We start from the raw sequence: 25,625 nt of genomic DNA, 5'->3' as shown, positions 1-25,625 counted from the left end.
TGGTCGGCCTTTTGGTTGTCAGGAAACCGACCGGACGCCATAAGTTTAGTTCGCCCGGTTATGACGGGCGGTCTCGCTTGCCGCTCTCTACCACCAGGTTTCCAGCTGCACACCGAAGTTGTTGCCGTGGCGGGCATCGCCGAAGGCACCGCTGTCGGACAGCGCCGTGCCGGCCACGGCAGCGTCCTGGGCGCCGCGGTTCCAACTGGCGTAGGTCCAGTAGAGGCGGATCTCCGGCCGATCCATCAGCCCCATGCCGCCCAGCGCCAGGGTCGGCGCCACGGTGACCTTGTTCAGCGTGCGGGTTGCACCACTGTCGGGGTGGATCTGGTCGTGGCCGAACTCCACCTGCAGCTTGAACAGCCGGGTGAAGGCATAGCTGGGCCGCACGCCAAAGGAATACCAGGTCTGGCCGCCATCGCCCGGCGCCCGGTCGCGCTGGTAGAGCGCCAGCAACTGGCCGCCGAAGCGCGGGGTGAGCTGCCAGCGCGGCGATTCGAGTACGCGCAGGCTTTCGTAATCCCGGTCGGCGGTCAGGCTGCCGGTGGCGCCCAGACCGGTGCCCGGACCGCGGCCGTATTGCACGGTGAAGACATTGACCCCGCCAAAGAACTGCGACTGCTTGTGCTCGGCGGTGGCCGACCAGCCGCTGTGGGCGTTCTGCACCTGGCCGGCGCGCTGGATATAGGACAGCCCCAGTTCGATCTCGCCACCGGGATTGGTCTTGATGCCGCCCAGGTTCAGGTCGTGGCGATTGGCCTTGTCCGGCTGGTCGACGTTGTCTTCGCGACTGAAGGCGTAGCTCAGTCGCAGCCCGCTGTCGCCCAGGCCGTAGTCCTCCACGCCGAAACCGGTGCCGCTCGGATTCCAGTAGTAGAAGTCGTTGATATGGATGTCGTGACGCTTGTAGTAGCGGCGACCGGCCCAAAGTCCGCCGCCATTGAGCGCCGGCAAGCTGAGACTGGTCCAGATCTGCGGCAGGCGGACGTTGCCGTTGTCGCCACTGAAGGTGGGGGTCTGGTCATAGACGTTGTAAAGGCTGGCCATGCCGTGCACCTTGAGTTCGGTGCCATCGACGCCCTTGTACAGGGTCTGGTGCAGTTCGAGTTCCCAGTAGGTCTCGCATTCATTACCCAGGCGGTACTTGGCGGGTGCCCCGGGCAGCTGGAAGCAGCTCTGCTTGCCGCCTTCCGCAGCGCCACCGACACCTACCCGGCCGTAGCCGCTGAATTCCAGCGCCACGGCGTTCAGTGGCAGGCTGCCGGCAAGCAGGGCGAGGCAGGCGGCGGTGCCGGCCTGGCGAAAAACTCTACTCATACCCAAAAATCCCTCTGTGGTTTGGCGAACGCCGATCGGACCTGATGCCAGGTCGACAAGTTGCGCGAAAACCTCGTCCTATCAAGGACTTGGATCGAGATCGAGACCTGGGCGAACAGGGTCGAGAGCGGCGGCCTAAAGAGAATGGTTGACGACCAGGCCTCCCGCTGGCGACGCTGGGGTTTTTGGCCAGGGAAAGTATTACAAGATGAAACCGACGCTGCTGATGGCCCCGCAATTGCCCCAGGGACTGGTTGACCAACTCGAGGCTCACTACCGGGTACTGGGTCCCTTTCCTTCAGCCGATCCTGCGGCCTTGCCTGTCGGTGCCGAGGAGGCGGTGGCCCTGCTGACCATTGGCGGCCTGCCGACTCGCGCGGCCTTGCTCGACGCGCTCCCGGCGTTGCGCCTGGTGGCCTGCTATGGCACCGGCTACGAGGGCGTGGAGCTGGCGGCCTGTCGCGAGCGCGGCATCGCCGTGACCACCGGCGGTGACGCCAACGCCACCGCCGTGGCGGAATTCACCTTTGGCCTGATCCTGGCCAGCGCCCGTCGCCTGTTGCAGGGCGATGCCTTCGTCCGCAGCGGTCGCTGGCAGGGCAATGCCGTCGAGCGCATGCCCCAGGTCCCGGGCCTGGCCGGGCGGCGCCTGGGCATCTATGGCCTGGGCGAGATCGGTCGGCGCATCGCCCGCCGCGGTGAGGCCTTCGACATGGAGATCGGCTACTTCAATCGCTCGCCGCGGGAGGGGCTGGACTATGCCTATCACGGCAGTCTGCTGGAGCTGGCGCGCTGGAGCGATGTGCTGGTGGTGGCGGTCCGCGCCAGCGCCGAGACCGTGGGCGCGGTGGATGCCGGGGTCCTGGCCGCGCTTGGTGCGGAGGGCCATCTGGTCAATATCTCTCGCGGCAGCGTGGTCGACGAAGAGGCCCTGGCCGAGGCCCTGGAGCAGGGAGTGATCGCCGGCGCGGCGCTGGATGTCTTCGCCCGCGAACCCGAGGTGCCCGAACGCCTGCGCCAGCAGCCCAACCTGGTGCTCAGCCCCCATGTCGCGGCCAATGCGGCCTCGGCCCAGCAGGCCCAGCAACAGGTGATGCTGGCCAACCTCGAAGCCATGCTGGAGGGGGGCGAATTGCGCAATCGCATCGCCTGAGAGCCTGTTGAAAGTCTGCTGCGCGTCGGCCAAACGGCGTTGAATACACCCTGGATCGCCAGCCCGGTCGGAATGCTCATTTACCACTCGTAAACTCGCACGCGAGCTCGGTCCGCTTCCTCAGGTCTCTTCGTCTTGTTTGGCTCTAGCTCGCTAGACTTCAAACAGGCTCTTGTTCGCCACCGGTCGGCTTGGGTTGTGGCCCCTGCTAGCCACTCCCATATTGAGCGCATGACCTCGAACTCGCCTGCCGCCGTCCTGGCGGACTTTCACGACGCGCCGCGCAGCTGGTTCACGACGCGCTTTCCCGCCCCGACCGAGGCGCAGCTGCAGGCCTGGCCGGCCATTCGCGCCGGCGCCTCGGTGCTGGTGGCGGCCCCCACCGGCTCGGGCAAGACGCTGACCGCCTTCTTCGCCGTGCTGGATGGCCTGGTCCAGGAGGCGTTGCAGGCAGACGGCCTGCCCGAGGCCTGTCTCTGGCTCTATGTGTCCCCGCTCAAGGCCCTGTCCAACGACATCCGCCTCAATCTCGAAGAACCCCTGGCCGGCATCGGCGCGGCGCTGGACGCGCGGGGGTTGCCGCCGCTGGCATTGCGCACGGCGGTGCGTACCGGCGATACCCCGCAAAAGGAGCGGGCGGCCATGCGCCGGCGGCCGCCGCACCTGCTGGTCACCACGCCCGAATCCCTCTATGTGCTGCTGGGTTCGGATTCCGGGCGACGAATGCTGGCCAGCGTGCGCGGCGTCATCGTCGACGAGATCCATGCCATCGCCGATGGCAAGCGCGGCAGCCACCTGACCCTGAGCCTGGCGCGCCTGGAAGCCCTCACCGGGCAGCCGCTGCAGCGCATCGGTCTGTCCGCCACCCAGAAGCCGCTGGCCGCCGTGGCCGCCTTTCTGGTCGGGCGCGATGCCCAGGGCCAGCCCCGCCCCTGTACGGTGATCGACATCGGCCACCAGCGCGCCCGCGACCTGGCGCTGGAAGTGCCGCCCATTCCCCTGGAGGCCCTGCTGTCCACCCAGGCCTGGGAGCTGGTCTGCGACCGCCTGGCCGAACTGGCCGAGGCGCACCGCACCACCCTGGTGTTCGTCAACACCCGTCGCCTGGCCGAGCGCATGGCGCGCCAGCTGTCGGATCGCCTCGGCAGCACCCAGGTCGCCGCCCACCACGGCAGCCTGGCCCGGGAGCAGCGACTGGACGCCGAGCAGCGCCTCAAGCGCGGCGAATTGCGCCTGCTGCTGGCGACCGCTTCCCTGGAGCTGGGCATCGACATCGGCGAGGTCGACCTGGTCTGCCAGATCGGCTCGCCGGGTTCCATCGCCGCCTTTCTGCAACGGGTCGGTCGGGCCAACCACCAGGTCGGCGGCCTGCCCAAGGGACGGCTGTTTCCCACCTCGCGGGACGACCTGGTGGAGTGCGTGGCGCTGCTCGACTGCGTGCGTCGCGGTGAGCTGGATACCCTGCACATCCCCGTGGCGCCCCTGGACGTCCTGGCCCAGCAGCTGGTGGCCGAGGTCGCCTGCCAGGAGTGGTCGGAAGCGGGCCTGCTGGCCGTGCTGCGCCAGGCCGAGCCCTATGCGGCGCTGAGCGAGGCCGATTATCGGGCCGTGGTGGAGATGCTCAGCCAGGGCTATACGGATCGCCGCGGTCCGCGCGCCGCCTATGTTCATCGGGACGCGGTCAACGGTCTCCTGCGTGGCCGCCGGGGCGGCAAGGCGACTGCGGTGATGAGCGGCGGTACCATCCCGGAGAGCGGCGATTTCAGCGTGCTGCTCGAACCCCAGGGCCATACCGTCGGCAGCGTCAACGAGGACTTCGCCTTCGAAAGCCTGGTGGGCGACGTCTTCCAGCTGGGCAACACCGCCTACCGCATCGTCAAGATCGAAGGCAGCAAGGTGCGGGTGGAGGATGCCAGGGGACAGCCGCCCAATATCCCCTTCTGGCACGGCGAGGCGCCGGGGCGCAGCGATGAGCTGTCGGCCGGCCTGGCGCGGTTGCGCGCGGAACTCCAACCCCTGCTGCCCGCGGCCGGCGAACCTCCGGAACCGGCCATCGCCCGCCTCGGCGCGGCCTATGCGCTGGAGGAGGGCGCGGCGCGCCAGCTGGTGGACTATCTCGGTCGGGCACGCCAGGCGCTGGGCGCCTTGCCGACCCAGCAGACCCTGGTGATGGAGCGTTTTTTCGACCAGGCCGGCGGTATGCAGCTGATCATCCATGCGCCCTTCGGCAGCCGTATCAACCGCGCCTGGGGCCTGGCCCTGCGCAAGAGATTCTGCCGCAATTTCAATGTCGAGCTGCAGGCGGCAGCCACCGAGAACGCCCTGATTCTCTCGCTGGCAACCAGCCACAGCTTCATGCTCGACGAGGTCTGGCGCTACCTGCATCCGGCCACCGCCGAGACCGTGCTGATCCAGGCGCTGCTCGACGCCCCGCTGTTCGCCGTGCGCTGGCGCTGGAATGCCACCACGGCCCTGGCCCTGCCGCGCTTCAGCGCCGGGCGCAAGGTGGCCACCCAGGTGCAGCGCATGCGCAGCGAAGACCTCCTGGCCACGGTCTTTCCCGAGCAGGTCGCCTGCCTGGAAAATCTCGCCGGCGAGCGCCAGGTGCCGGATCATCCGCTGGTCCGCCAGACCCTCGACGACTGCCTGCACGAATCCCTCGACAGCCGTGGCTGGCTGGCCCTGCTGGAACGTATCACCGGTGGCCAACTGACCCTGCTGAGCCGCGACCTGCCCGGACCTTCGCCACTGGCTGCCGAGGTGCTCACGGCCAAACCCTATGCCTATCTGGACGACGCTCCCGTCGAAGAGCGGCGGACCCTGGCGGTGCAGAATCGCCGTTTCGGCGGCGCCGATCCGGACGAGCTGGGCGCCCTGGATCCGGCGGCCATCGACCTGGTTCGGGCGGAGGCCTGGCCGCGGCTGGAGAGCGCCGATGACCTGCACGAAGCCCTGCTCGGCGTCGGCTTTCTCACCGAGGCGGAGCTGGCCCCCCACCAGACCCAGGCTCGCCAGTTGGTCAAGGCCGGGCGGGCAGGGCGGTTGCGGCTGCCGGCGGCGACCCTCTGGATCGCGGCCGAGCGACTGCCGTTGTTCCAGGTGCTGTTTCCAGGCGCCGCCACGGAGCCGGTGCTCAGTGCGCCGCCAGGTTTCGCGGCGCCCGCGGATGCCGAGGCGGCCCTGGTCGAGGTGCTGCGCGGGCGCCTCACCGCGCTGGGTCCGGTAGGCCAGGAGGAGCTGGCCGCCAGCCTCGGGTTGCCAGCAGCGCAGCTCACGCCGGCGCTGCTGGCCCTGGAGGGCGAGGGCTATGTCCTGCAGGGGCGCTTCACCACGGCAGGCAAGGCTGTGGAATGGTGCGAGCGGCACCTGCTGGCGCGGATTCATCGCTACACCCTGGGGCGGCTACGCAAGGCCATCGAGCCGGTGGCCCTGGCCGACTACCTGAGATTCCTGCTGGAGCACCAGCAGCTGGCCGGTCCGGCGAGCCTGAGAGGCAACGAGGGCCTGGAGCAGGTGATCGGCCTGCTGGAAGGCTTCGAGGTCGCCGCCGCCGGCTGGGAAGGCGAGATCCTGCCCAGTCGCCTGCCGGACTATCAGTTCACCTACCTCGATGACCTCTGCCGCGCCGGGCGCGTGGTCTGGCTGCGCCTGCCCCAGGCGGGGCGTGGCGGTAGCGGACCGGTCAAGGGTTCGCCCATCGTCCTGCTGCCGCGGCGGCACCTGGCCGACTGGAACGGCCTGACCGATCCCACCGGCAGCGAGATGCTGTCACCCAAGGCACAGCGGGTGCTGGAGGTGCTGACGCAACGCGGTGCCTCCTTCTTCGATGAGCTGCTCGGCGCGGCGCGCCTGCTGCGCAGCGAGTTGGAGACGGCATTGGGCGAGCTGGTGGGGGCCGGTGCGGTCAACGCCGACAGCTTCGCCGGTCTGCGCGCCCTGCTGCAGCCGGCAGCCAAGCGCGGCAGCGGTCGCAGTGGTTCGCGCCGTGGGCGCATGGCGCTCTATGGCGGGATGGAGGATGCCGGCCGTTGGGTCGCCTTGCGGTCCGCCGAGGCGCCGGGCGAAGCGCGACTGCCGGATGCGCTGCTGGAGCGCCTGGTCGGGCTGCTGCTGCGCCGCTATGGCGTGCTCTGCTGGCAACTGCTGCAGCGCGAGAGCGCCGTCTTGCCGCCCTGGCGTGACCTCCTGCGTGCCTGCCATCGCCTGGAAGCCCGCGGTGAGATCCGCGGTGGCCGCTTCATTGCCGGGCTCTCCGGCGAGCAATTCGCCGATCCGGCCGCCATCGCCCCCCTGCGCGAGTGGCGCCAGCGCCCGGCGGAGGATCTGTGGGTGTGCGTCTCGGCGCTGGATCCGCTCAATCTGGTCGGTACCCTGCTGCCCGGCGCCAAGGTACCCGCCGTGGCCGGCAATCGCCTGCTCTATCGCGACGGGGTGCCCATCGCCGCGCGGGTGGGAACCAGGGTCAGCTGGCTGGTCGAGCTGGAGGCCGGGGAGCAGGTGCGGGCGCGCCAGGCCCTGCAGCAACTGGGACGGGAACGACCCCAAGTCGGCATCGGGCGCAGCCTGCTGCGGCAGTAAAGACTAGAAGAAGGGGTGCGAGGCCTTGAGCATGAGGGCACTGTCGCAGTAGGTGTTGTGGCCCGAATACACCGAGCAGTCGGCGCCTCTCAGGCTGGTGCCGCTGTAGGTCAGGTTGAACAGGGTATTCACCCACTTGCGACTCAGATTCACCGACCAGTCGTTGAAACTGCGCACCATGCCGCCGCTGTCGAGGGTCGAGGGCACATCCAGTACATAGTTGGTGTACTTGAGCGAGACCCCGGTCTCGATCAGCGGCAGCGTCCCCAGATCGGCATAGAGCGAGGCGTTGTGGCGCCCCGGGTCATTGGCGAAGGCCGCGCCCAGGCGCTTGCCATAGACGGTCATCCCGGAATACAGCTCGCGGCTGGGATCGACATTCTGGATCAGGTTGCTGTAGTTGATCACGCCCAGCTCATAGCCATAGCCAGGCGCGAAGCGGTGCTTGTAGCCCGCGTAGGTGTCCATCTCCAGCAACGGCGCATCCGCGGACGAGGCGTTGTTGGTCGTCCACTGGCCGAAATACAGGCCGCTGTCGTGGGTGAGATCGAAGCCCCCGCCCATGCCGGCGGAGTTGGGCGCGACCAGACCCTGAGCCATGCTACGTGACGGGGCCGTGCCCATCTTCAGATCGAAATCCCCTACTTCGCGCTGCATGCCCCAGGTGGCCGCCAGCGCCGGACTGGCCAGCAGCCCGAGCGCGATGAAGAGAGGTAAGGATCTGGTCATGGGAGCACTCCTGCCGTGCCGGTCACGCTAACTGGAGAAAGAATGTGATGGGGATAACAACAAGCAGGGAGAACATCGAGGTGCGAGCACCCTGATGACATCGTTGTTATTGGATGAGAAACCGCGGCTAACCCGTTATCGTCCCGCGATGATAACCAACGACGATGGCATATTTTCACCATTCGTCAGTTTCCAGATCGAGAATTGAACTCGATAGCAGTATCAAGACAGACAGATTTGATATGGGTTCCGATAACAATCGGCAGCGCCTGACCAGGCGGGCGTCGGAGCGGCCCCGGCATTGTCTTTGGGCAAAAGACACACTTTTTGACAAAGCGCCGCCCTGTTGCGACGAACAACCGCACGTTGGTGGATTGAATCGAACCAGAAAGACTCAATATTGTGGAGGAGGGCAGCAAGGTCTGCCCACTATGGCTGTCCCTGATTGAGCGCTGGCTCGAGGAGTTTCCATGAACGACCGTATACAAGCTCTGATGGTGGACCTGCTCGCGCGACTCGGTCTGGTCAAGGCCATCCCGATTCCCAGCCGTGAGCGCGAGCAACTGGCTGCCCAGCGTCGTCGCCAGCAGCAGCGCCGCTAAGCGCCACCAGCCTTGACGGACGCGAATCCGGCCGGCTGGAGCCGACCGGTTCGCGCGCGGTCCCCCGGGCGGGGACCCAGGCTTACTTGAGGTTGCCGCTGAGGAACTGGCGCAGGCGCTCGCTACGCGGGCTCACCAGCATTTCGCTCGGCGGACCTTCTTCCTCCACCACCCCCTGGTGCAGGAACAGCACCTGAGAAGACACCTCGCGGGCGAACGCCATCTCGTGGGTCACCATGAGCATGGTGCGGCCTTCTTCCGCCAGTGCGCGGATCACCTTCAGCACCTCGCCGACCAGCTCCGGGTCGAGCGCCGAAGTGGGCTCGTCGAACAGCATGATCTCCGGCTCCATCGCCAGTGCGCGGGCGATGGCCACCCGCTGCTGCTGGCCGCCGGAAAGGAAGGCCGGATACTGATCGGCGACCCGCGCTTGCAGACCGACCTTGTCCAGGTACTTGCGCGCGCGCGCTTCGGCTTCCGCCTTGCTGATGCCCAGCGCCTTGCGCGGCGCCAGGGTGATGTTGTCCAGCACGCTCAGGTGACTCCAGAGATTGAAGTGCTGGAAGACCATGGCCAGGCGGGTGCGCAGATTCTGCAGCTGGCCCGCGTCGGCCACCCGGACGGCGCCGCGATCCTCGGCCATGCGGATGGTCTCGCCATCCAGGGTCATGGTCACGGCATTGGGCTGCTCGAGGAAGTTGATGCAGCGCAGGAAGGTGCTCTTGCCCGAGCCACTGGCGCCGATCAGGCTGACCACATCGCCGGTCTTGGCCTTGAGCGAGACGCCCTTGAGCACTTCGTGGTCGCCGTAACGCTTGTGCAGGCCTTCGACGGTCAGTTTGTACATGGATAGGAATTCCACAGCTGAAAAGGGGTAGGGGTCACGGCGAGAGCAGGTAGCCGCTGCGATAGGCCTCGGTGCCCGCCACGTGGGCGACCACCATGCCGGCGGTGGCCATGCGGCGATTGGAGCGCGCATAGAGGATGCCGGCGACCGCGCTGCGGACCTCTTCGACACGATCGCTGATGGGGTCCACGACCTGCGCCAGCACCTGGCCGACCGCGATGCGTTCGCCCACCTGGGCCTTGAGCACCAGCACGCCACCCTGGGTGGTCGCCACGGGCTCCACGGCCGCCAGCGGCGTGGCCGGCTGCAGCAGCGGCGGCAGGGGGGCGGCGGTGCCGCCCAGGAAGCCCTGGTGACGCAGGTAGTTGACGATGGCCTCGGCATCCGCCGCGGCGAGTTCGTCACGCACGTCCAGCTGACCGCGCAGCTCCAGGGTCACCGACAGGCTGCCCAGGGGCAGACGCTCGCCAAAGCGCTGGTTGAGATTCCACCAGAGCAGGGTGAAGCATTCATCAAAGGACTGGCCGCCCGAATCGGTGGCGAGCAGGCTGGCTTCGGAACCGAAATAGCGCGCCAGCGGCTCGACCTGGGGCCAGGCTTCCGGCGTGGTGTAGAGGTGGGCCACGGCATCGAAATCGCAGTGCAGATCGAGCACCACCTCGGCGTCGCAGGCCAGGCGCTGCAGGGTCAGGCGCTGACTGTCGAGCTGGGTGGTGGCGGATTCCCCGGCCAGGGCGGTGCGGAAGGCCTCGCGCACCAGGGCCTGGTTGGCGCTCACGTCGTCACCGAGGCGTTCGGCGATGGCGGCTTCGACCTGGGCGGTCATGTCGCGGAAGCGGCGATTGAAGTTCTGCCCGCTTTCCAGCTCGTAGCGACCGAGGTGGACGTCGGCGACCTGCTGATCCTGGCCGATGGGGTTCGCCACCGGTACCAGGACCACCTCCGCCAAGAGCTCGCCGGCGGCTTCCAGCGCCCGGAGGCGCTGCTTGAGGTGCCAGGCGGTGAGCATGCCGGGCAATTCGTCGGCATGCAGCGAGGCCTGGATATAGACCTTGCGGCCACTGTCGGCGGGACCGAAGTGGAAGCTGTGGATGCAGCGCTCGGTGCCCGGGACCGGGGCGACCAGCGGATGGGTGAGATGGCGCATGACAACTCCGGGGCCGCGCCGGGCGCGGCCGCTTGGGTCAGTGGGTCGGGCCGAGGAAGGCCAGCCAGCGGCGCTCCGCCAGGCGGAACAGGCCGATCAGGATGAAGGACACCGCCAGGTACAGCAACGCGGCCAGGCCGAAGGCCTGGAAGGTCAGGAAGGTGGCGGTGTTGGCGTCGCGGGCGATCTTGAGCAGGTCCGGCACCGTGGCGGTGAAGGCCAGGGTGGTGGAGTGCAGCATCATGATGACTTCGTTGCTGTAGAAGGGCAGCGAGCGGCGCAGCGCCGAGGGCAGGATGACGTGCACGTACAGGCGCCAGCCATCCAGGCCGTAGGCCTTGGCCGCCTCGACCTCGCCGTGGGGGGTGTTGCGGATGGCCCCGGCGAAGATCTCGGTGGTGTAGGCGCAGGTATTCAGGGCGAAGGCCAGGATGGTGCAGTTCAGGCCGTCGCGGAAGAAGCTGCCCAGCATCGGCTGGTCGCGCACGAAGCCCAGGCTGTAGATGCCGGTGTAGCAGATCAGCAACTGCAGATAGAGCGGGGTGCCGCGGAAGACGTAGGTGTAGAGGCCGATCGGCCAGCGCAGCCAGCGGCGCTCCGAGACCCGGGCCACCGACAGCGGCACCGATACGATGAAGCCGATCACCACCGAGGCCACCAGCAGCCAGAGGGTCATGGCCAGGCCGGTGATGTGGTAGCCATCGGTCCACAGCAGGGGTTTCCAGTATTGCTGCAGGAGTTCGATCATCGCTTGGCCTCCCGCACGCCGACGTGATAGCGCCGTTCCAGGGCCCCGAGGATGGCGTTGGTCACGGCGGTGATGAGCAGATAGATGACGCCGGCGACGATCAGGAAGTAGAACAGCTTGAAGGTGCCCTTGCCGGCCTCCTGGGAGGCACGGACCAGATCGGCCAGGCCGATGATGGAGACCAGCGCGGTGGCCTTGAGCAGCACCTGCCAGTTGTTGCCGATGCCGGGCAGGGCGAATCTCATCATCTGCGGAAAGGTGATCAGGGTGAAGGTCTGCCAGCGGCTCAGCCCGTAGGCCAGGGCGGCTTCGCCCTGACCGCGCGGCACGGCGAGGATGGCGCCGCGAAAGGTCTCGGTGAAGTAGGCGCCGTAGATGAAGCCGAGGGTGGCGATACCGGCGGCCATGGGATCGATGTCGATGTAATCCCAGCCCATGTAGTCGGTGAGGGCGCCCAGCCAGTTCTGCAGGCTGTAGAAGATCAGCAGCATCAGGACCAGATCGGGCACGCCACGGATCAGGGTGGTGTAGCTCTGGGCAATGAAGCGCAGGGGCGCGAGGCGCGATAGCTTGGCCGAGGCGCCGAGCAGGCCGAGGATGACCGCCACGATCAGCGCGAAGCCGGCGAGCTTGAGGGTCGTCAGGGTGCCTTCCAGGATCAGCGGGCCGTAGCCATGCAGGCTGAGCGTGCCCAGTCCGATGGACTGCAAGAAGGAGTCGAAGGAATTCTGCTGCATGCGTCTTGGGAAAATCGCCTGGTGAGGCCGCCGGCGCGGTGGGCGCCGGCGGTCATACGTAAAACGCCCCCGGTGGCACCGGAGGCGTTTGCCGAACCGACCTTACTTGGGATCGTAGAGGTTCAGGTCGCCGAAGTACTTCTTCTGGATCTTGTCGTAGGTGCCGTCGGCGTGGATGGCCGCGATACCCTTGTTGACGAAGGTCTTGAACTCGTCGTTGCCCTTGCGGATACCGATGGCGGTATCGGCCGGCAGCAACTCGTCATGGATGGCGGTGTTGGTGTAGCCCTTGCCCTGCGGCGACTTCATGAAGCCACCTTCGGCCTGCAGCATGTCCTGCATGGCGACGTCGATACGACCGGACACCAGGTCGGCATAGACCTGATCCTGGTTCTGGTAGCTCTGGACGTTGACGCCGTTGGGCGCCAGCTTCTGCTTGGCGAAGGTTTCCTGGATGGTGCCCTGCTGCACGCCCACGGTCTTGCCCTTCAGGCTTTCCGCGGTGGCCTGCAGGTTGGCGCCTTCCTTGGTGACCATGGAGGAGGGGCCCGACCAGAGCAGGTCGGAGAAGTCGATCTGTTCGGCACGCGCCGGGGTCTTGGTCAGCGAGGACAGGATGCCGTCGAACTTGCGCGCGCGCAGGCCGGGAATCAGGCCGTCGAAGTCACTCACCACCCACTTGCACTTCACCTCCAGCTTTTCGCAGATGGCGTTGCCCAGTTCGATGTCGAAGCCGACGAAGCTGCCATCGGCGGCCTGGGATTCGAAGGGCGGATAGGTGGTATCCACACCGAAGCGGATCTCTTTCCATTCCTTGGCCATCGCCGAACCGGCGGCCAGACACAGGGCGAGCGCAGAGAGAGTCAGCCAGCTTTTTTTCATGTCGGATCCTAGTGCGAATGTGGATGAAATCATGGCGCCAGTACGACGCCCGTGCCCTCGCGGGAGCAATAAGCTTACCAGTCGGCGAAGATCGTCCCAAATCTGTACGCGGTTGCCGCGTTGGTTACATCCTGTAGCAGCCGACCCCGCCGAGCGGCGCGCATTATGCACCGGAAAGGCGCGGCTTTCCTGCCCGGCGCGGACGAACGCACCGCTTTGGGTCTAAAAAAATACGCATGCGCCAAAGGTGGGCAGAAAGGTAGCAGAAGGTCCGCTTCGATAGGACATCGTATCTGTTCGGTAGCAGTCACGGAGTGCAGCTGTGTGCAAAGGAAACGGGAGTGAAGCCGGATGAGCGATGGCGAAAAGAAGATGACCCCCCGCAGGATTCCGGCGCCGAGCGGCTACCGGTGCCGCCAGGTCCGCGCGTGGGTAAGGGTGAGCGGCCTGCCCGGCTGCCATAAGGCACTGGGCTAGCCGGTGGCGCGGAGCCTGGGCAGGTTGCTGGCGCTGGTCCTCCTGGCCGCGCTCTATGGGGCGCTGCATGACCAGCTCAGCTACGGCCTGGGGCCGGATTACTTCGATTGCCTGAAATTTGCGCAATTCGGGCTGCTCGATAGCGAGCTGGCGCCCCGCTGGCGAGTGGCCCGGGTCGGCCTGCAGGCCGGCGCGGCGGCAGGACTGCCGCTGGGCCTGGCGCTGCTCTGGCTGGCGCGCGGACGTCCTGGCGGTGACCGCTATCTGTGGCGCGGCAGGGCAGCCGTGCTGCTCGGGGCGCTGGGTTGCGCCGTGCTGGGGCTGGGCCTGGGCTGGCTTGCCCTGGAGCTGGGCAGCGTCCTGCGGGTACCGGACTGCGTGCAGGACCGCAGAGGATTCCTGCTGGCGGCCTGGATGCACGATGGCAGCTACCTGGGCGCCCTGTTGGCTTTGCTGGTGTTCGCCTGGCGCAACCGGCTGCGCCGCTGAAACCGCGCGAGGATTCGCGCGACGCCGGCTTCCAGCGCCAGAAAGAGCAGGGCGACCGTACCGCCGAGCAGGGTGCTGCCGATCCGCTCACGGGCGATGCTCGCCTCGGGGGCGCCGGCCAGGGCGACCATCAGCACCGTGGTGCCGGTGATGAACAGCGTCTGCAGCGGGTAGCGACCGTCCTGCAGCAGATAGGCGCCCGCCGCACACAGCAGGCAGGCAGTGGCCAGGACGGCGGGCGTGTTGTCGAGCCAGACCACCGCGCCCGCCAGCAGGCAACCGGCCAGGGTGCCGCCCAGCCGACCCAGGCCGCGCCGCCAGGTATCGCCCAGCCGCGGCTTGAGCACCAGCAGGGCGGTCATCGGCGCCCAGTAGCCGTGGCCGTAATCGAGCAGGCCGGTCAGGGTCTGGCAGAGGGCGACCACGGCGGCGGCATAGAAGCCGTAGCGGCCGAGCCGAAATCTGTCTTCGAACAGCACCACCACCTCCCTGAGATGGGCCTTGAGGGAACCGGTGCGCAGCCGCCATTGGGAGCGATAGAGGGCCTTTTGTACGAGGGCGAAGAACAGCAGTTGCAGCAGTCCGCCGCCGAGCACCAGGCCACCTCGCAGCAGGGCCTGGTGCAGGTCACCGGGAAAGCCGCCGGCTACCAGCAGGGCCACCGTCCATTGCTGGGTGATCCACCAGGGGCCATTGCCAACGGCGAACAGCCAGGCGCAGCAGGCCGCCCAGAGGGCGCCGGCCAGGACCAGCGCCAGCAGCTGCTGACCCAGCAGGGAGCCGACCACGGCGGAAAAGGCCATGCCCAGCGCCGCCACCAGCATGGGCGCCAGGGGCTCGGCGGCAAAGCTCTTGTAGGCGCCGAAGCCGACGGTATAGGCGCCACCCAGGGCCACCACGCAGGGGAGCCAGGCCCCGGTCCACCCGCCGGTGAGCAGGATCGCCGCCAGGGCCGGCAGGCAGGCGAGCGCCAGGGCCCAGCGCGGTTCCCGCGGCGCGCCCAAGGCGCCATCGGTCACCGGCGGCGCTGTCTGGCCAGCCATCGCTAGGCCAGCAGATTCTGCAGGATATCGAGGGTGTCGGCTTCGGCCACCGGCTTGTCGTGACGCCAGCGCAGCATCCGTGGAAAGCGCACGGCGACACCGCTCTTGTGGCGCTTGGACAGGGCAATGCCCTCGAAACCCAGCTCGAATACCAGGGTCGGCTCGACGCTGCGTACCGGACCGAATTTCTCCACCGTGGTGCGCCGGACGATGGCGTCCACCTTGCGCATCTCTTCGTCGGTGAGGCCGGAGTAGGCCTTGGCGAAGGGCACCAGGGTGCGTTCGCTGCTCTCCGGCGGGCCGTCCCAGACGGCGAAGGTGTAGTCAGAATAGAGACTGGCACGCCGCCCATGGCCGCGCTGGGCGTAGATGAGTACCGCATCCACCGAGAAGGGATCGACCTTCCATTTCCACCAGGTGCCCATGTCCTTGGTGCGGCCGACGCCATACAGCGAATCCTGGGCCTTGAGCATCATCCCTTCGACCCCCAGGGTGCGCGAAGCCTCGCGCTGGCGGGCGAGGTCCTGCCAGTCTTTGCCGTGCAGCAGCGGCGAGGGGCGCAGCAGCGGACTGGCGCAGCGCGCTACTACCCCTTCCAGTTCGGCGCGGCGCTGGCGTTGCGGCTGGCTGCGCAGGTCATGGCCCTGCCATTCCAGCAGGTCGTAGGCGAGCAGGATGACCGGTACGTCTTCGAGGATCTTCTTGCCCAGGGTCTTGCGCCCGATGCGTTGCTGCAGCAGCGCGAAGGGCTGCACGCCGAAGGGGATGGGCGCGGCCGGATCGCGGCCGTCCTGCTGCTCGCTGACCTCCTCGCTGCTGAGCAGGGCATCGGGCGCGGCGTCTTCCTTCCAGACCACGATCTCGCCATCGATGACGGTGCCATCGGGTAGCGATTCCGCAAGGGGATGCAGTTCGGGAAAGCGATCGGTGACCAGATCCTCACCCCGCGACCAGATCCACAGGCGACCGTCGCGCTTGACCAGCTGGGCACGGATGCCATCCCACTTCCATTCCACCTGCCAGTCCTCGGCCGGCCCCAGTTGCGCCTCGAATTGCTCCACCGGCAGTTGCAGGGCGTGGGCGAGAAAGAAGGGATAGGGCTGGCCGCCGCGCTGGGCATGCTCGTCCGGACTTTCCGGGGCGACCAGGCGGGCATAGCCCCCGGCGGTGGGGCGGTGGGACAGATCGGTGTAGCCCACCAGGCGCTGGGCGACGCGCTTGGGGTCCAGGTCCGCCAGAGTGGCGAGGGCGCGGGTCACCAGCAGCTTGGAGACACCGACGCGGAATTCGCCGGTGATCAGCTTGATGCAGACCATCAGGCTCTGTCGATCCAGCTGGTCCCAGAGCGGCGGCAGGCGCTCGGCCAGTTCCTCCGGTGGCAGGCCGCGCAGGGGCAGCAGGTACTCCTCCAGCCAGAAGGCCAGGCCCTCGGCATTGGCGGCATCGGCGGTGGGAATCAGCAATGCCATGGTTTCGGCCAGGTCGCCCACCGCCTGGTAGCTTTCTTCGAACAGCCACTCGGGCAGCCCGGAGAGGGTCATCGTCAATTCGCGCAGCTGCCGGGTGGGTACCAGCCGACGGGGGCGGCCGCCGGCGAGGAAGTACACCGCCCAGGCGGCATCCGCCGCCGGGGCGCTGCCGAAGTAGTCCACCAGCGCCGCAAGCTTGGCATTGCTGGAGGTGGTGGCGTCGAGACGCCCATAGAGTTCGGCGAAGGCCTTCATGCCTGGGCCTCCGCGGCGACGGGGGTATCGTCTTCCTCACCGTATTCGGTGGTGAAGCCCTGGGCGTCCAGGCCCTGGTCGCGCAGGTAGCGCACCAGGGTGGCGACCGAGCCATGGGTGACCATGACCCGTTCGGCGCCGGTTTGCTCGATGGCCCACAGCAGGCCTGGCCAGTCGGCGTGGTCGGAGAGCACGAAGCCGCGATCCACCCCGCGTCGCCGGCGGGTGCCGCGCAGCATCATCCAGCCGCTGGCGAAGGCGTCGCTGTGCTCGCCGAAACGGCGGATCCAGGTGCTGCCGCCGGCGGAGGGTGGCGCGATGATCAGTGCCTGGCGCAGCGTGGGGTCGCTCTTCTTGAAGTCGCCGGCGTAGTGGGTTTCCGGGATGCGGATGCCGGCTTCGCGATAGACCCGGTTCAGGGGCTCCACCGCGCCATGGGCGAGGATGGGACCGATCTCCGGATCCAGGCCGTGCAGGAGCCGTTGCGCCTTGCCGAAGGCATAGCTGTACAGCACGCTGGCCAACCCCTGGGCCTGGTTGGCGCGCCACCAGGCGTTGACCTCGGCGAAGATCTCCGCCTGGGGGCGCCAGCGATAGATCGGCAGGCCGAAGGTGGATTCGGTGATGAAGGTGTGGCAGCGCACCGGCTCGAAGGGGGTGCAGGTGCCATCGGGTTCGACCTTGTAGTCACCCGAGGCCACCCAGACCTCGCCACGGTATTCCAGGCGTACCTGGGCCGAGCCCAGCACATGGCCGGCCGGGTGGAAGCTCAGCTTGACCCCGTGGTGATCGATGACCTCGCCGTATTCCAGGGTCTGGAGGTTGATGTCGGCACCCAGCCGGGCGCGCAGGATGCCGGCGCTGCCGGAGGTGGCGAGATAGTGGCCGTTGCCCACCCGCGCATGGTCGCCGTGGCCGTGGGTGATGACCGAACGTTCCACCGGATGCCAGGGATCGATGTAGAAGTCACCGGGCGGGCAATAGAGGCCGTCCGGTCGGGCGATGACGAGGTCCATGGGCGCCGCTCTGCAGGGGAATACCCATAGGAACGGCGGCCGGGCTCCGGAGTTCGCCGCTCAGGCCTGGGCGGCGAAGCTCAGGGCCTGTTGCAGGGCGGCCTGGCCAACTACCTCGCCGATCACCAGGATCGCCGGACTACGCAGCTGGAAGAGGGCGGCGTCCACCTGCAGGTGTTGCAGGGTCGAGCGGCACTCGCGCTGGTCCGGCAGGGAGGCGTTCTCGATCATGGCCACCGGTGTGGTCAGCGCGAGACCGCCGTCCAGCAGGCCCTGCTGGATCTCGGCCAGGCGGGCCACGCCCATGTAGACCACCAGGGTGGTGCCGGTGGCGGCCAGGGCGGCCCAGTTGGGCGCCGTGTCGTCCTGGGTATGGGCGGTGACCAGGGTCACGCCACGGGCCACGCCTCTCAGGGTCAGGGAGATGCCGCAGGCGGTGGCACCGGCCAGGCCGGCGGTGATGCCGTTGACGATCTCGCTGGCGACGCCACGGGCGGCCAGCCATTCGGCTTCCTCGCCGGCACGACCGAAGATGCAGGGATCGCCGCCCTTGAGCCGGGCCACGCAACGGCCCTGGCGAGCATAGCGCAGCATCAGTCGGTGGATGAAGGCCTGGGGCGTGGAGCGGCAGCCGCCGCGCTTGCCGACGCGGATCACCCGGGCGGTAGGGCAGTGTTCGAGCACCGCCGGATTGACCAGGTCATCGATCATCACCACCTCGGCTTCGCCCAGGGCGCGCACCGCCTTGAGGGTCAGCAGCTCGGGATCGCCGGGGCCGGCACCGATCAACCAGACTTTCCCGCTCATGTAGTGACCTCTCGATTCCAGGGTGGCGACTGTAACGCAAAAAAAAGGCGTCCCGCTGCAAGCAGCTGGGACGCCTTTGTCCGGAGGGTCTTTCCTCGCCGTTGAAGAAAGACCTATGTGTATTGTGGAATTGCAGACTTCATGCCAAGGCGCGGATCCGCTCTTTTCGGCGGTTTACCGCTGTAAAGAGGTAGCTGGCTGCCCCTTTTGGGCGCAGCGTGCTGTAAAGCAGGGCATGGCGCCGCGACGTCTTCAGTGCCGATAGAGCCAGAGCAGCACCAGCAGCAGATTCAGCAGCAGCGAGCAGGCGGCCACGATCTGCCAGGTGCGCAGGGGATCGCGCTGCAGCAGCGGCAGCGGGCGGGCCAGGGGTTGGCGCTCGCCCTGCTCCAGCAGCAACAGGGCTTCCTCGGCGGTTTCGAAGCGGTCGGCGGGGTCGACCGCCACGGCGCGCTGCAGCCAGTCGTCGAGCCAGGCCGGTACATCCGGACGCCGGCGCAGGGCACTGGCCGGCGCACCGAAACGTGGCCGCTGGAAGGGCTCGACCTCGCCGTAGGGATAGCCACCGGTGAGCAGCTGATAGAGGGTCACCCCGGTCGAATAGAGATCCTGGGCCGGACTGGGCTCGGCGCCCTCGAAGGACTCTGGCGCCCGGTAGCTGGGAGTGCCCGGGCTGTCATGCAGATCCTCGGACAGCTGCGGACAGTAGGCCAGGCCGAAGTCCAGCAGGCGCAATTCGCCATCCTGGCCGCGATGCAGGTTGTCCGGCTTGATGTCGCGGTGGAGGATGTTGCGTCTGTGCAGCTGGCCGAGGGCCCGCAGCAGGCGGGAGGCGACGTCCAGCCAGTCGGCCAGGGCCAGGGGGCCTTCGCTACGTAGCTGCTGCGCCAGGGTGCGACCGGCATATTCCCGTTGCACGAAGTAGAGATGCGCCCGCCGCGGCAACGGATGGACCTCGACGAAGGCGCGCCCGGCGACCCGGCGCAGGAACCACTCCTCCATGAGCAGGGCATGACCGGCCAGGGTGTCGAATTGCAGCGCCGCGGGCAGGGTCTTGAGCAGCCAGGGACGACCGCCCTCGTCCTTGACCCGGTAGAGCAGTGATTGCCGCGACTCGGCCAGACGCTCCACCACCGTCCAGCCTTCGAAGTGCTGGCCGGGCTTGAGCGCCGGCAACGGCGGCCAGGTATCGGCGCTGGCCAGGGTATCGGCCAGGGACACATCAGGGAGGCGGTCGACCCGTACCAGCAGGGCGCTGGCGTTGTCCTGGCCACCGGCATGCAGGGCGCCGGCCACCAGGGCCTGGGCAGCGGCCTCCAGCTCCGCGACGCCATCGACCAGGATGCGCCTCATGCTGTCTTCACCCAGCGCGGCCCAGACGCCGTCGCTCACCAGGAGCAGGGTTTCGCCGGCTTCCAGCTCGCCTTCGCGAAAGTCCACCACCAGGTGGTTCTCCAGCCCCAGGGCGCGGGTCAGCACATGCTGCATGCCGGCCTGCTGCCAGACGTGGTCGACGGTGAGGCAGCTCAGCCGGTCGCCGTGCCAGCGGTAGGCGCGGCAGTCGCCGACGTGGGCCAGGGTATAGCGCCGCCCGCGGATCACCAGGGCGGTGAGGGTGGTCAGCAGTGGCTGGCCATTGCCGGCGGCCTGCAGCCAGCGATTCTGCGCCAGCAGCAACCGCTCCAGGGCCTGGGCCACCGGCCAGGTCTCCGGGGTGGAATAGTAATCCTGGGCCAGGGCCTGGAGGGTGGCGCGGGCGGCCAGACCACCGTCGGGACAGCCGCTGACGCCATCGGCGAGGGCGAACAGATGCCCCTTGGTCGCCGCCAGCGCCGCGCTGGGCTGGACACTGCGCAAGGCGTCCTGGTTTTCCTTGCGCGGACCGGTCGCAGTGGCTTCGGCGAAGGCGAGTTCTAGAGGCATGTAGGGGGCGCCGGAGAGGAAAGAAGACGGGCAATGCAAAAGCGATACCCGCCCACCGGACGCCCCTGATTCCTCACCAGATTTCCACGCGTTTCTCGTCCGGCCGGACCATGGCATCACCCGCCTTGCAGCTGAACGCCTTGGCGAAGGACGGCATGTTGGACGGCGCGCCAAGGGCGCGGAATCTCATGGGCGCATGGGGATCGGTGTTGAGGAACAGGCGCGCCTGCTCTTCACGGATCGAACCGCGCCAGACCCGCGCCCAGTTGAGGAAGAAGCGCTGCTGCTGGGTATAGCCATCGATCTTCCGGTTGGCTTCCTCCGGCTTCTTGGCCAGGGCCAGTTGCAGGGCGTCGTAGGCCGCATTGATGCCGCCGAGATCACCGATGTTCTCGCCCAGGGTGAGCTTGCCGTTGACGTGCAGCTCCGGATGATCCGGCAGCGGCTGGTAGTTGTCGAACTGCTCCACCAGTTTGCCGGTGCGGGCTTCGAAGGCCTGGCGATCGGCTTGCGTCCACCAGTCCACCTGGTTGCCGGCGCCATCGAACTTGCTGCCCTGGTCGTCGAAGCCATGGCTGGCCTCGTGACCGATCACCGCGCCGATGCCGCCGTAGTTGATGGCGTCGTCGCCGTCCGGATAGAAGAACGGCGGCTGCAGGATGGCGGCGGGGAAGTTGATGGTGTTGTCGGTGGGGCTGTAGTAGGCATTCACCGTCTGCGGGTACATGCCCCATTCCTGGCGGTCGGTGGGCTTGCCGATCTTGTCCAGGTCATGGCGATAGTTGAAGCGCGAGGCGGCTTCCAGGTTGGCATAGAAGCCCTGCGGCTTGAGCGTCAGGCCGCTCCAGTCGCGCCAGCGCTCGGGATAGCCGATCTTGGGCAGGAAGCTGTCCCACTTGGCCAGCGCCTTCTGCTTGGTCTCCGGACTCATCCAGTCGAGCTGCTCGATGCGCGCCTTGAGCGCCAGCATCACGTTGTCCACCAGCTCCTGGGCCCGCGCCTTGGCCTGGGGCGAGAAATGCTCCTGCACATAGAGCTGGCCGAGACCTTCGCCCATGGCGCCGTTGACCGCGCGCAGCACCCGTTTCCAGCGTTCGCTCTGCTGCTGCTGGCCACTCAGGGTCTTCTGGTTGAATTCGAAGCTTTCCTGCTGGAAAGGCCTGGACAGCAGCGGCGCGGCGTCGTCGATCACATGGGCACGCAGATAGGCCTGCCACTGCTCGACGGGAGTCTCGGCCAGCATCCGGTCGAATTCGGCGAAGAAGCCCGGCTGGGACAGCGAAAAGCCCTGCTGGCCGGTGACGCCCTGGCTGGCGAAGAAGGCCTGCCAGTCGAAATGCGGCGTGACCTTGTTGGCTTCGGCGAAGCTCAGGTAGTGATACTGGTTCTCCGGATTGCGCAGCTCCACCGGCTTGACGGAAGCCCGCGCCAGGCGACTTTCGAAGGCCAGCACCAGTTCGGCCTGGGCGGCCGCCTTGGCCTTGGGCACTCCGGTCAGCACCAGCAGCCGGGCGATGTGGCCGAGATAGGCCTGGCGCAGCTTGGCGTAGTCGGCTTCGGTGTAATAGTCGGGCGTGGGCAGGCCCAGGCCGCCCTGGTAGGCGTAGGCGATCTGCTGCTTGGCGTTCTGATAGTCGGCGCCGGAGCCGAAGGAGAACACCTGCATGTCGCCACGGGCGAAGCTCTGTTGGAGGTACTTCACGACATCAGCCGTGGTGCGCAACCCGTCGATGGTCGCCAGTTGCGCCTGGATCGGCCGATAGCCGGCGCGCTCGATGGCGGCCTCGTCCATGCCCGAGCGATACAGCCAGCCGATCTTCTGCTCCACCGAGCCCGCTGCCGCGCGATCCGCGGTGCGGGCGGCGCGCTGCAGGATGGCGTGCTGGTCGTTGAGCGATTTTTCCCCCAGGGCCATGAAGGAACCCCAGCGTGACTTGTCCGGCGGGATCGGATTGGCCGCGACCCATTTTTCATTGACGAAGATGTCGAGGTCACTGCAGGCGGTGGCCGGGTCACCCAGTTCGGTGACGTCGAAAACCGGGGCGGCGAAGGCCTGGCTGCCGAGCAGCAGGCCGATGGCGAGGGTGAGAGGTTTCAACGCAGGCATGGGAGAAAAGGGTCTCCAGGAAGGGACAGGGAAGCAGGGTGGGGCGTCGAGGGTAGCGGTCGGGGCGCGACCCTGCCAAGGGCGGCGGCTTTGTCTGAAAAGTGCCTGCGCTCGGTCATGCAGCGTTAAAAATCCGTTCGGAATGCTCATTTACCACTCGTAAACTGCGCTTCCTCACGGATTTTTGCCTTGCCTGACCTTCGCTCGGCGACTTTTCAAACAAGCCGTGACCCCAGAAACGACGATCCCCGCCGAGGCGGGGATCGTGGGCGACGCTCTGGATCAGAACACCGTCAGCTGCGCCAGTTGCAGCAGCGGCTGCGGATAGACGCCAAGGATGAAGGTCGCGATGGAAATGGCGATCAGCATCACGCCACCGGCGCGCTGACCCCAGTTCATTGGCGCATCGTGGCGCTGCAGGCCCTGCTCGGTCAGGTACAGGGTGACCATCACGCGCAGGTAGTAGAACAGGCCGATGGCGCTGCCCAGCACGATGGCCGCGGTCTGCCACCACATGCCCGCTTCCACGCCCACGGTGATGACGTAGAACTTGCCGATGAAACCGGCGGTGAGCGGAATGCCGGCCAGGGACAGCATCATCACCGTCAGCGCCGCGGTCAGGTACGGACGGCGCCAGAACAGGCCGCGGTACTCGAACAGGGCATCGGCGTCACGCTGACCGTTGCTCGGGCTGGACATCAGGGTGATCACGCCGAAAGCGCCCAGGCTGGTGAAGACGTAGGTCACCAGGTAGACCGCCACGGCTTCCATCGACAGGCCTTCGCCCGAGGCCACTGCCACCAGCAGATAGCCGAAGTGGGAGATGGAGGAATAACCCAGCAGACGCTTGAGGTTGCTCTGCATCAGCGCCAGCAGGTTGCCCACCAGCATGGAGGCGATGGCGATGAAGGCGATGGCATCGTGCAGCCAGCCGTCCTCGGTGGCCATGGGCATGGTCTGGAACACCCGCACCAGCACGGCGAAGACGGCAACCTTGCTGGCGGTGGCCAGGAAGGCACCGACCGGAGCCGGGGAGCCTTCGTAGACGTCCGGGGTCCAGAGGTGGAAGGGCACCAGCGACAGCTTGAAGCCAAGGCCGACGATCAGCATGCCGAGGCCGATTTCCATCAGCAGGCCAGTGCTCGCCGGGGCGTCCATCTGCATGCCGATGTCGGCGAAGTTCAGACTGCCGGACTGGGCGTAGAGCAGGGCCATGCCGAACAGCAGGATGGCCGAGCCGGCGGCGGACAGCACCAGGTACTTCATGCCGGCTTCCAGGGAACGGCGATTGAAGTAGCTGTAGGCCACCAGGCCGTAGACAGGTACCGACAGCAGTTCCAGGCCGATGAACAGGCCGGCGACGTTCTGCGCCGCCACCAGCACCAGACCACCGGTGGCAGAGATCAGCAGCAGCAGGTACAGCTCTTCACGGTTGCCCGGATAGCCTTCCATATAGGCATGCGACAGGGTCATGCAGGCCAGGGTGGCGATCAGGATCAGTGCCATGTAGAAGCAGCTGAAGCCGTCGATGCGCAGCAGCGGGGTGACGTCGATGGCACCGACGCCGAGGGCCGGGATGCAGGACAGCAGGGCCAGGTTGAGACCGATCACGCCCAGGGTCGGGATGATGGTGTGATCCCGCCGCCAGGCGATGCCCAGCATCACCACCACGGCGGTGAAGCCGGTGATGATGATCGGCAGGAGGGCGATGAAGTGTTCGTAGGTAAAGGTCATGGCGCTCTTACCGGGCGGAAACGAGAGAGGAGAAGGCTTCGCCGAGCCACTGCTGGACACCGGCCATGCTCGCGGCCGAGGTATCCAGCACCGGCTGCGGATAGACGCCGAGCAGCACCAGCAGCACGCCAAGCAGCAGCAGCATCGACAGCTCCCGTGCGTTCAGACCCGGCAGGGCGCCTTCGGCCTTGGCCGGACCGAAGTAGGCGCGGTGGATCATGATCAGCGAATAGACCGAGGCGAACACCAGGCCGAAGGTGGCGATGACGGTGATCATCGGCACCACCGGGAAGGCGCCCAGCAGGATCAGGAATTCGCCGACGAAGTTGCCGGTACCCGGCAGACCCAGCGAGGCCGAGGCGAAGAACAGACTCAGGGCCGGCAGGTAGGGCACCCGCGCCCAGAGCCCGCCCATCTGGCGCATGTCACGGGTGTGCATGCGCTCATAGAGCTGGCCGCAGAGGATGAACAGACCGGCGGCGGAGAGGCCGTGGGCGATCATCTGCACCACCACGCCCTGCAGCGCCTGGGGGCTGCCGGAGTAGATGCCGATCAGCACGAAGCCCATGTGCGAAACGCTGGAGTAGGCCACCAGGCGCTTGATGTCGGTCTGGGCGAACGACAGGATGGCGCCGTAGAAGATGCCGATGATGCCCAGCCACATGGCGATCGGCGCGAATTCCGCCGAGGCGTTGGGGAACAGCGGGATGGCGAAGCGCAGCAGGCCGTAGGCGGCGGTCTTGAGCAGGATGCCGGCGAGGTCGACGGAACCGGCGGTCGGCGCCTGGGCGTGGGCATCGGGCAGCCAGGAGTGCAGCGGCACCACCGGCAGCTTCACCGCGAAGGCGATGAAGAAGCCCAGCATCAGCAGGTATTCCAGCTTGGGATCCAGCTGCAGTTGCAGCAGGTCTTCGTAGTCGAAGGTCAGGACGCCGGTGGCACCGTAGTTCACCAGCACCAGGGCAACGATCGCCACCAGCATGATCAGGCCGCTGGCCTGGGTGAAGATGAAGAACTTGGTGGCAGCGGTGATGCGGCTCTTCTTGCCGTCCGCGGAGCTATGGCCCCACAGCGCGATCAGGAAGTACATCGGCACCAGCATCATTTCCCAGAAGAAGAAGAACAGGAACAGGTCCAGGGCCAGGAACACCCCCACCACGCCACCGATGATCCACAGCAGGTTGAGGTGGAAGAAGCCGACGTGGCGCTGTACTTCGCGCCAGGAGCAGGTCACCGCCAGCACACCGAGCAGGCCGGTGAGCAGAATCATCAGCAGCGACAGGCCATCGAGACCGAAGTGCAGGCTGATGCCGAAGCGCGGAATCCAGTTCATCTGGAATTCCGCGGTCCAGGCGGTTTCGGCGCCAGGGGCCGGAGCCAGGCTGTAGTCGCCGTGGGCCCACAGCCAGAGGCCGAGCACCAGCTCCAGCAGCATGGTGAACAGGGCGATCCAGCGGGGCACCAGCGGGCCGGTCTTTTCCGTGAGGAAACAGAGCAGGCCGCCGATGAAGGGGATCAGGATTAGCCAGGGCAGAAGCATGACGTGTACTTATCCTTAGTCAGGG

19 protein-coding genes are annotated in these 25,625 nt (G+C 67.1%); 4 read left to right on the top strand and 15 right to left on the bottom strand.

Features of this window, described 5'->3' with window-relative positions; all coding sequences use genetic code 11:
- Window positions 1-87: 87 nt before the first annotated feature.
- Window positions 88-1,317, bottom strand: a complete 1,230-nt coding sequence (locus QE444_RS16970) for a carbohydrate porin (RefSeq protein WP_280306427.1) — start codon at window positions 1,315-1,317, stop codon at window positions 88-90.
- Window positions 1,318-1,525: 208 nt separating this feature from the next.
- Between QE444_RS16970 and QE444_RS16965 the strand changes: the two genes are divergently transcribed.
- Both QE444_RS16965 and QE444_RS16960 read left to right on the top strand, forming a co-directional pair.
- Complete coding sequence (locus QE444_RS16965) at window positions 1,526-2,470, top strand: NAD(P)-dependent oxidoreductase (RefSeq protein WP_309740191.1); 945 nt, start codon at window positions 1,526-1,528, stop codon at window positions 2,468-2,470.
- A gap of 231 nt (window positions 2,471-2,701) precedes the next feature.
- Window positions 2,702-7,048, top strand: a complete 4,347-nt coding sequence (locus tag QE444_RS16960) for a DEAD/DEAH box helicase (RefSeq protein ID WP_309740190.1) — start codon at window positions 2,702-2,704, stop codon at window positions 7,046-7,048.
- 3 nt (window positions 7,049-7,051) lie between these two features.
- On the opposite strand, the gene QE444_RS16955 is transcribed toward QE444_RS16960, so the two are convergent.
- A complete protein-coding gene (locus QE444_RS16955) occupies window positions 7,052-7,777 on the bottom strand; it encodes a TorF family putative porin (protein WP_208691656.1) in 726 nt (241 codons plus the stop codon).
- Window positions 7,778-8,247: 470 nt separating this feature from the next.
- Here QE444_RS16955 and QE444_RS16950 point away from each other — a divergent pair, with 470 nt between their 5' ends.
- On the top strand, window positions 8,248-8,379 hold the full coding sequence (locus tag QE444_RS16950) for a hypothetical protein (RefSeq protein ID WP_309740186.1): 132 nt from the start codon (window positions 8,248-8,250) through the stop codon (window positions 8,377-8,379).
- Window positions 8,380-8,461: 82 nt separating this feature from the next.
- Here the strand turns inward: QE444_RS16950 and QE444_RS16945 are convergent, their stop codons facing one another.
- The 5 genes from QE444_RS16945 to QE444_RS16925 form a co-directional block, all read right to left on the bottom strand.
- Window positions 8,462-9,226: an ATP-binding cassette domain-containing protein gene (locus tag QE444_RS16945; protein WP_309740184.1), complete on the bottom strand. Its 765-nt coding sequence runs from the start codon at window positions 9,224-9,226 to the stop codon at window positions 8,462-8,464.
- A gap of 34 nt (window positions 9,227-9,260) precedes the next feature.
- Window positions 9,261-10,373 carry a succinylglutamate desuccinylase/aspartoacylase family protein gene (locus QE444_RS16940; RefSeq protein WP_282285933.1) on the bottom strand — a complete coding sequence of 371 codons (1,113 nt, stop codon included), beginning with the start codon at window positions 10,371-10,373 and terminating at the stop codon, window positions 9,261-9,263.
- Window positions 10,374-10,410: 37 nt separating this feature from the next.
- Window positions 10,411-11,121, bottom strand: coding sequence for an ABC transporter permease (locus QE444_RS16935; RefSeq protein ID WP_208691653.1), 711 nt, complete (start codon window positions 11,119-11,121; stop codon window positions 10,411-10,413).
- Complete coding sequence (locus QE444_RS16930; RefSeq protein ID WP_133861065.1) at window positions 11,118-11,858, bottom strand: ABC transporter permease; 741 nt, start codon at window positions 11,856-11,858, stop codon at window positions 11,118-11,120. Before QE444_RS16930 ends, QE444_RS16935 begins: the two co-directional genes overlap by 4 nt.
- A gap of 102 nt (window positions 11,859-11,960) precedes the next feature.
- Window positions 11,961-12,740: a transporter substrate-binding domain-containing protein gene (locus QE444_RS16925; protein ID WP_007158910.1), complete on the bottom strand. Its 780-nt coding sequence runs from the start codon at window positions 12,738-12,740 to the stop codon at window positions 11,961-11,963.
- Window positions 12,741-13,241: 501 nt separating this feature from the next.
- Here QE444_RS16925 and QE444_RS16920 point away from each other — a divergent pair.
- Window positions 13,242-13,706 carry a hypothetical protein gene (locus QE444_RS16920; RefSeq protein ID WP_309740180.1) on the top strand — a complete coding sequence of 155 codons (465 nt, stop codon included), beginning with the start codon at window positions 13,242-13,244 and terminating at the stop codon, window positions 13,704-13,706.
- On the opposite strand, the gene QE444_RS16915 is transcribed toward QE444_RS16920, so the two are convergent.
- The 8 genes from QE444_RS16915 to nuoM form a co-directional block, all read right to left on the bottom strand.
- Window positions 13,646-14,749 (bottom strand): FUSC family protein, encoded by a 1,104-nt coding sequence (locus QE444_RS16915; RefSeq protein ID WP_309740177.1) that lies wholly within the window; start codon window positions 14,747-14,749, stop codon window positions 13,646-13,648. The two genes, QE444_RS16920 and QE444_RS16915, sit on opposite strands and share 61 nt — an antisense overlap.
- Before the next feature lie 2 nt (window positions 14,750-14,751).
- A complete protein-coding gene (locus QE444_RS16910; protein ID WP_309740174.1) occupies window positions 14,752-16,473 on the bottom strand; it encodes an ATP-dependent DNA ligase in 1,722 nt (573 codons plus the stop codon).
- Window positions 16,470-17,489, bottom strand: coding sequence for a ligase-associated DNA damage response exonuclease (locus QE444_RS16905; RefSeq protein WP_208691649.1), 1,020 nt, complete (start codon window positions 17,487-17,489; stop codon window positions 16,470-16,472). The genes QE444_RS16910 and QE444_RS16905 overlap by 4 nt, the downstream gene beginning before the upstream one ends.
- 60 nt (window positions 17,490-17,549) lie before the next feature.
- Window positions 17,550-18,296, bottom strand: a complete 747-nt coding sequence (gene cobA, locus QE444_RS16900) for a uroporphyrinogen-III C-methyltransferase (protein ID WP_208691648.1) — start codon at window positions 18,294-18,296, stop codon at window positions 17,550-17,552.
- Between the two features lie 252 nt (window positions 18,297-18,548).
- Window positions 18,549-20,219: a bifunctional protein-serine/threonine kinase/phosphatase gene (locus QE444_RS16895; protein WP_309740171.1), complete on the bottom strand. Its 1,671-nt coding sequence runs from the start codon at window positions 20,217-20,219 to the stop codon at window positions 18,549-18,551.
- A gap of 73 nt (window positions 20,220-20,292) precedes the next feature.
- Window positions 20,293-22,326 (bottom strand): M13 family metallopeptidase, encoded by a 2,034-nt coding sequence (locus tag QE444_RS16890; RefSeq protein WP_309740169.1) that lies wholly within the window; start codon window positions 22,324-22,326, stop codon window positions 20,293-20,295.
- 282 nt (window positions 22,327-22,608) lie between these two features.
- Entirely contained in the window at window positions 22,609-24,060 is a 1,452-nt protein-coding gene (gene nuoN, locus QE444_RS16885; protein WP_208691645.1) for an NADH-quinone oxidoreductase subunit NuoN, read from the bottom strand.
- 7 nt (window positions 24,061-24,067) lie between these two features.
- A complete protein-coding gene (gene nuoM / locus QE444_RS16880; RefSeq protein WP_133861056.1) occupies window positions 24,068-25,600 on the bottom strand; it encodes an NADH-quinone oxidoreductase subunit M in 1,533 nt (510 codons plus the stop codon).
- Between the last annotated feature and the right edge of the window lie 25 nt (window positions 25,601-25,625).

It is taken from the genome of Pseudomonas sp. SORGH_AS_0199 (assembly GCF_031453735.1).
GTDB classification, from domain to species: Bacteria; Pseudomonadota; Gammaproteobacteria; order Pseudomonadales; family Pseudomonadaceae; genus Chryseomonas; species Chryseomonas aestiva.
This window is presented reverse-complemented; position numbering and strand designations above follow the sequence as displayed.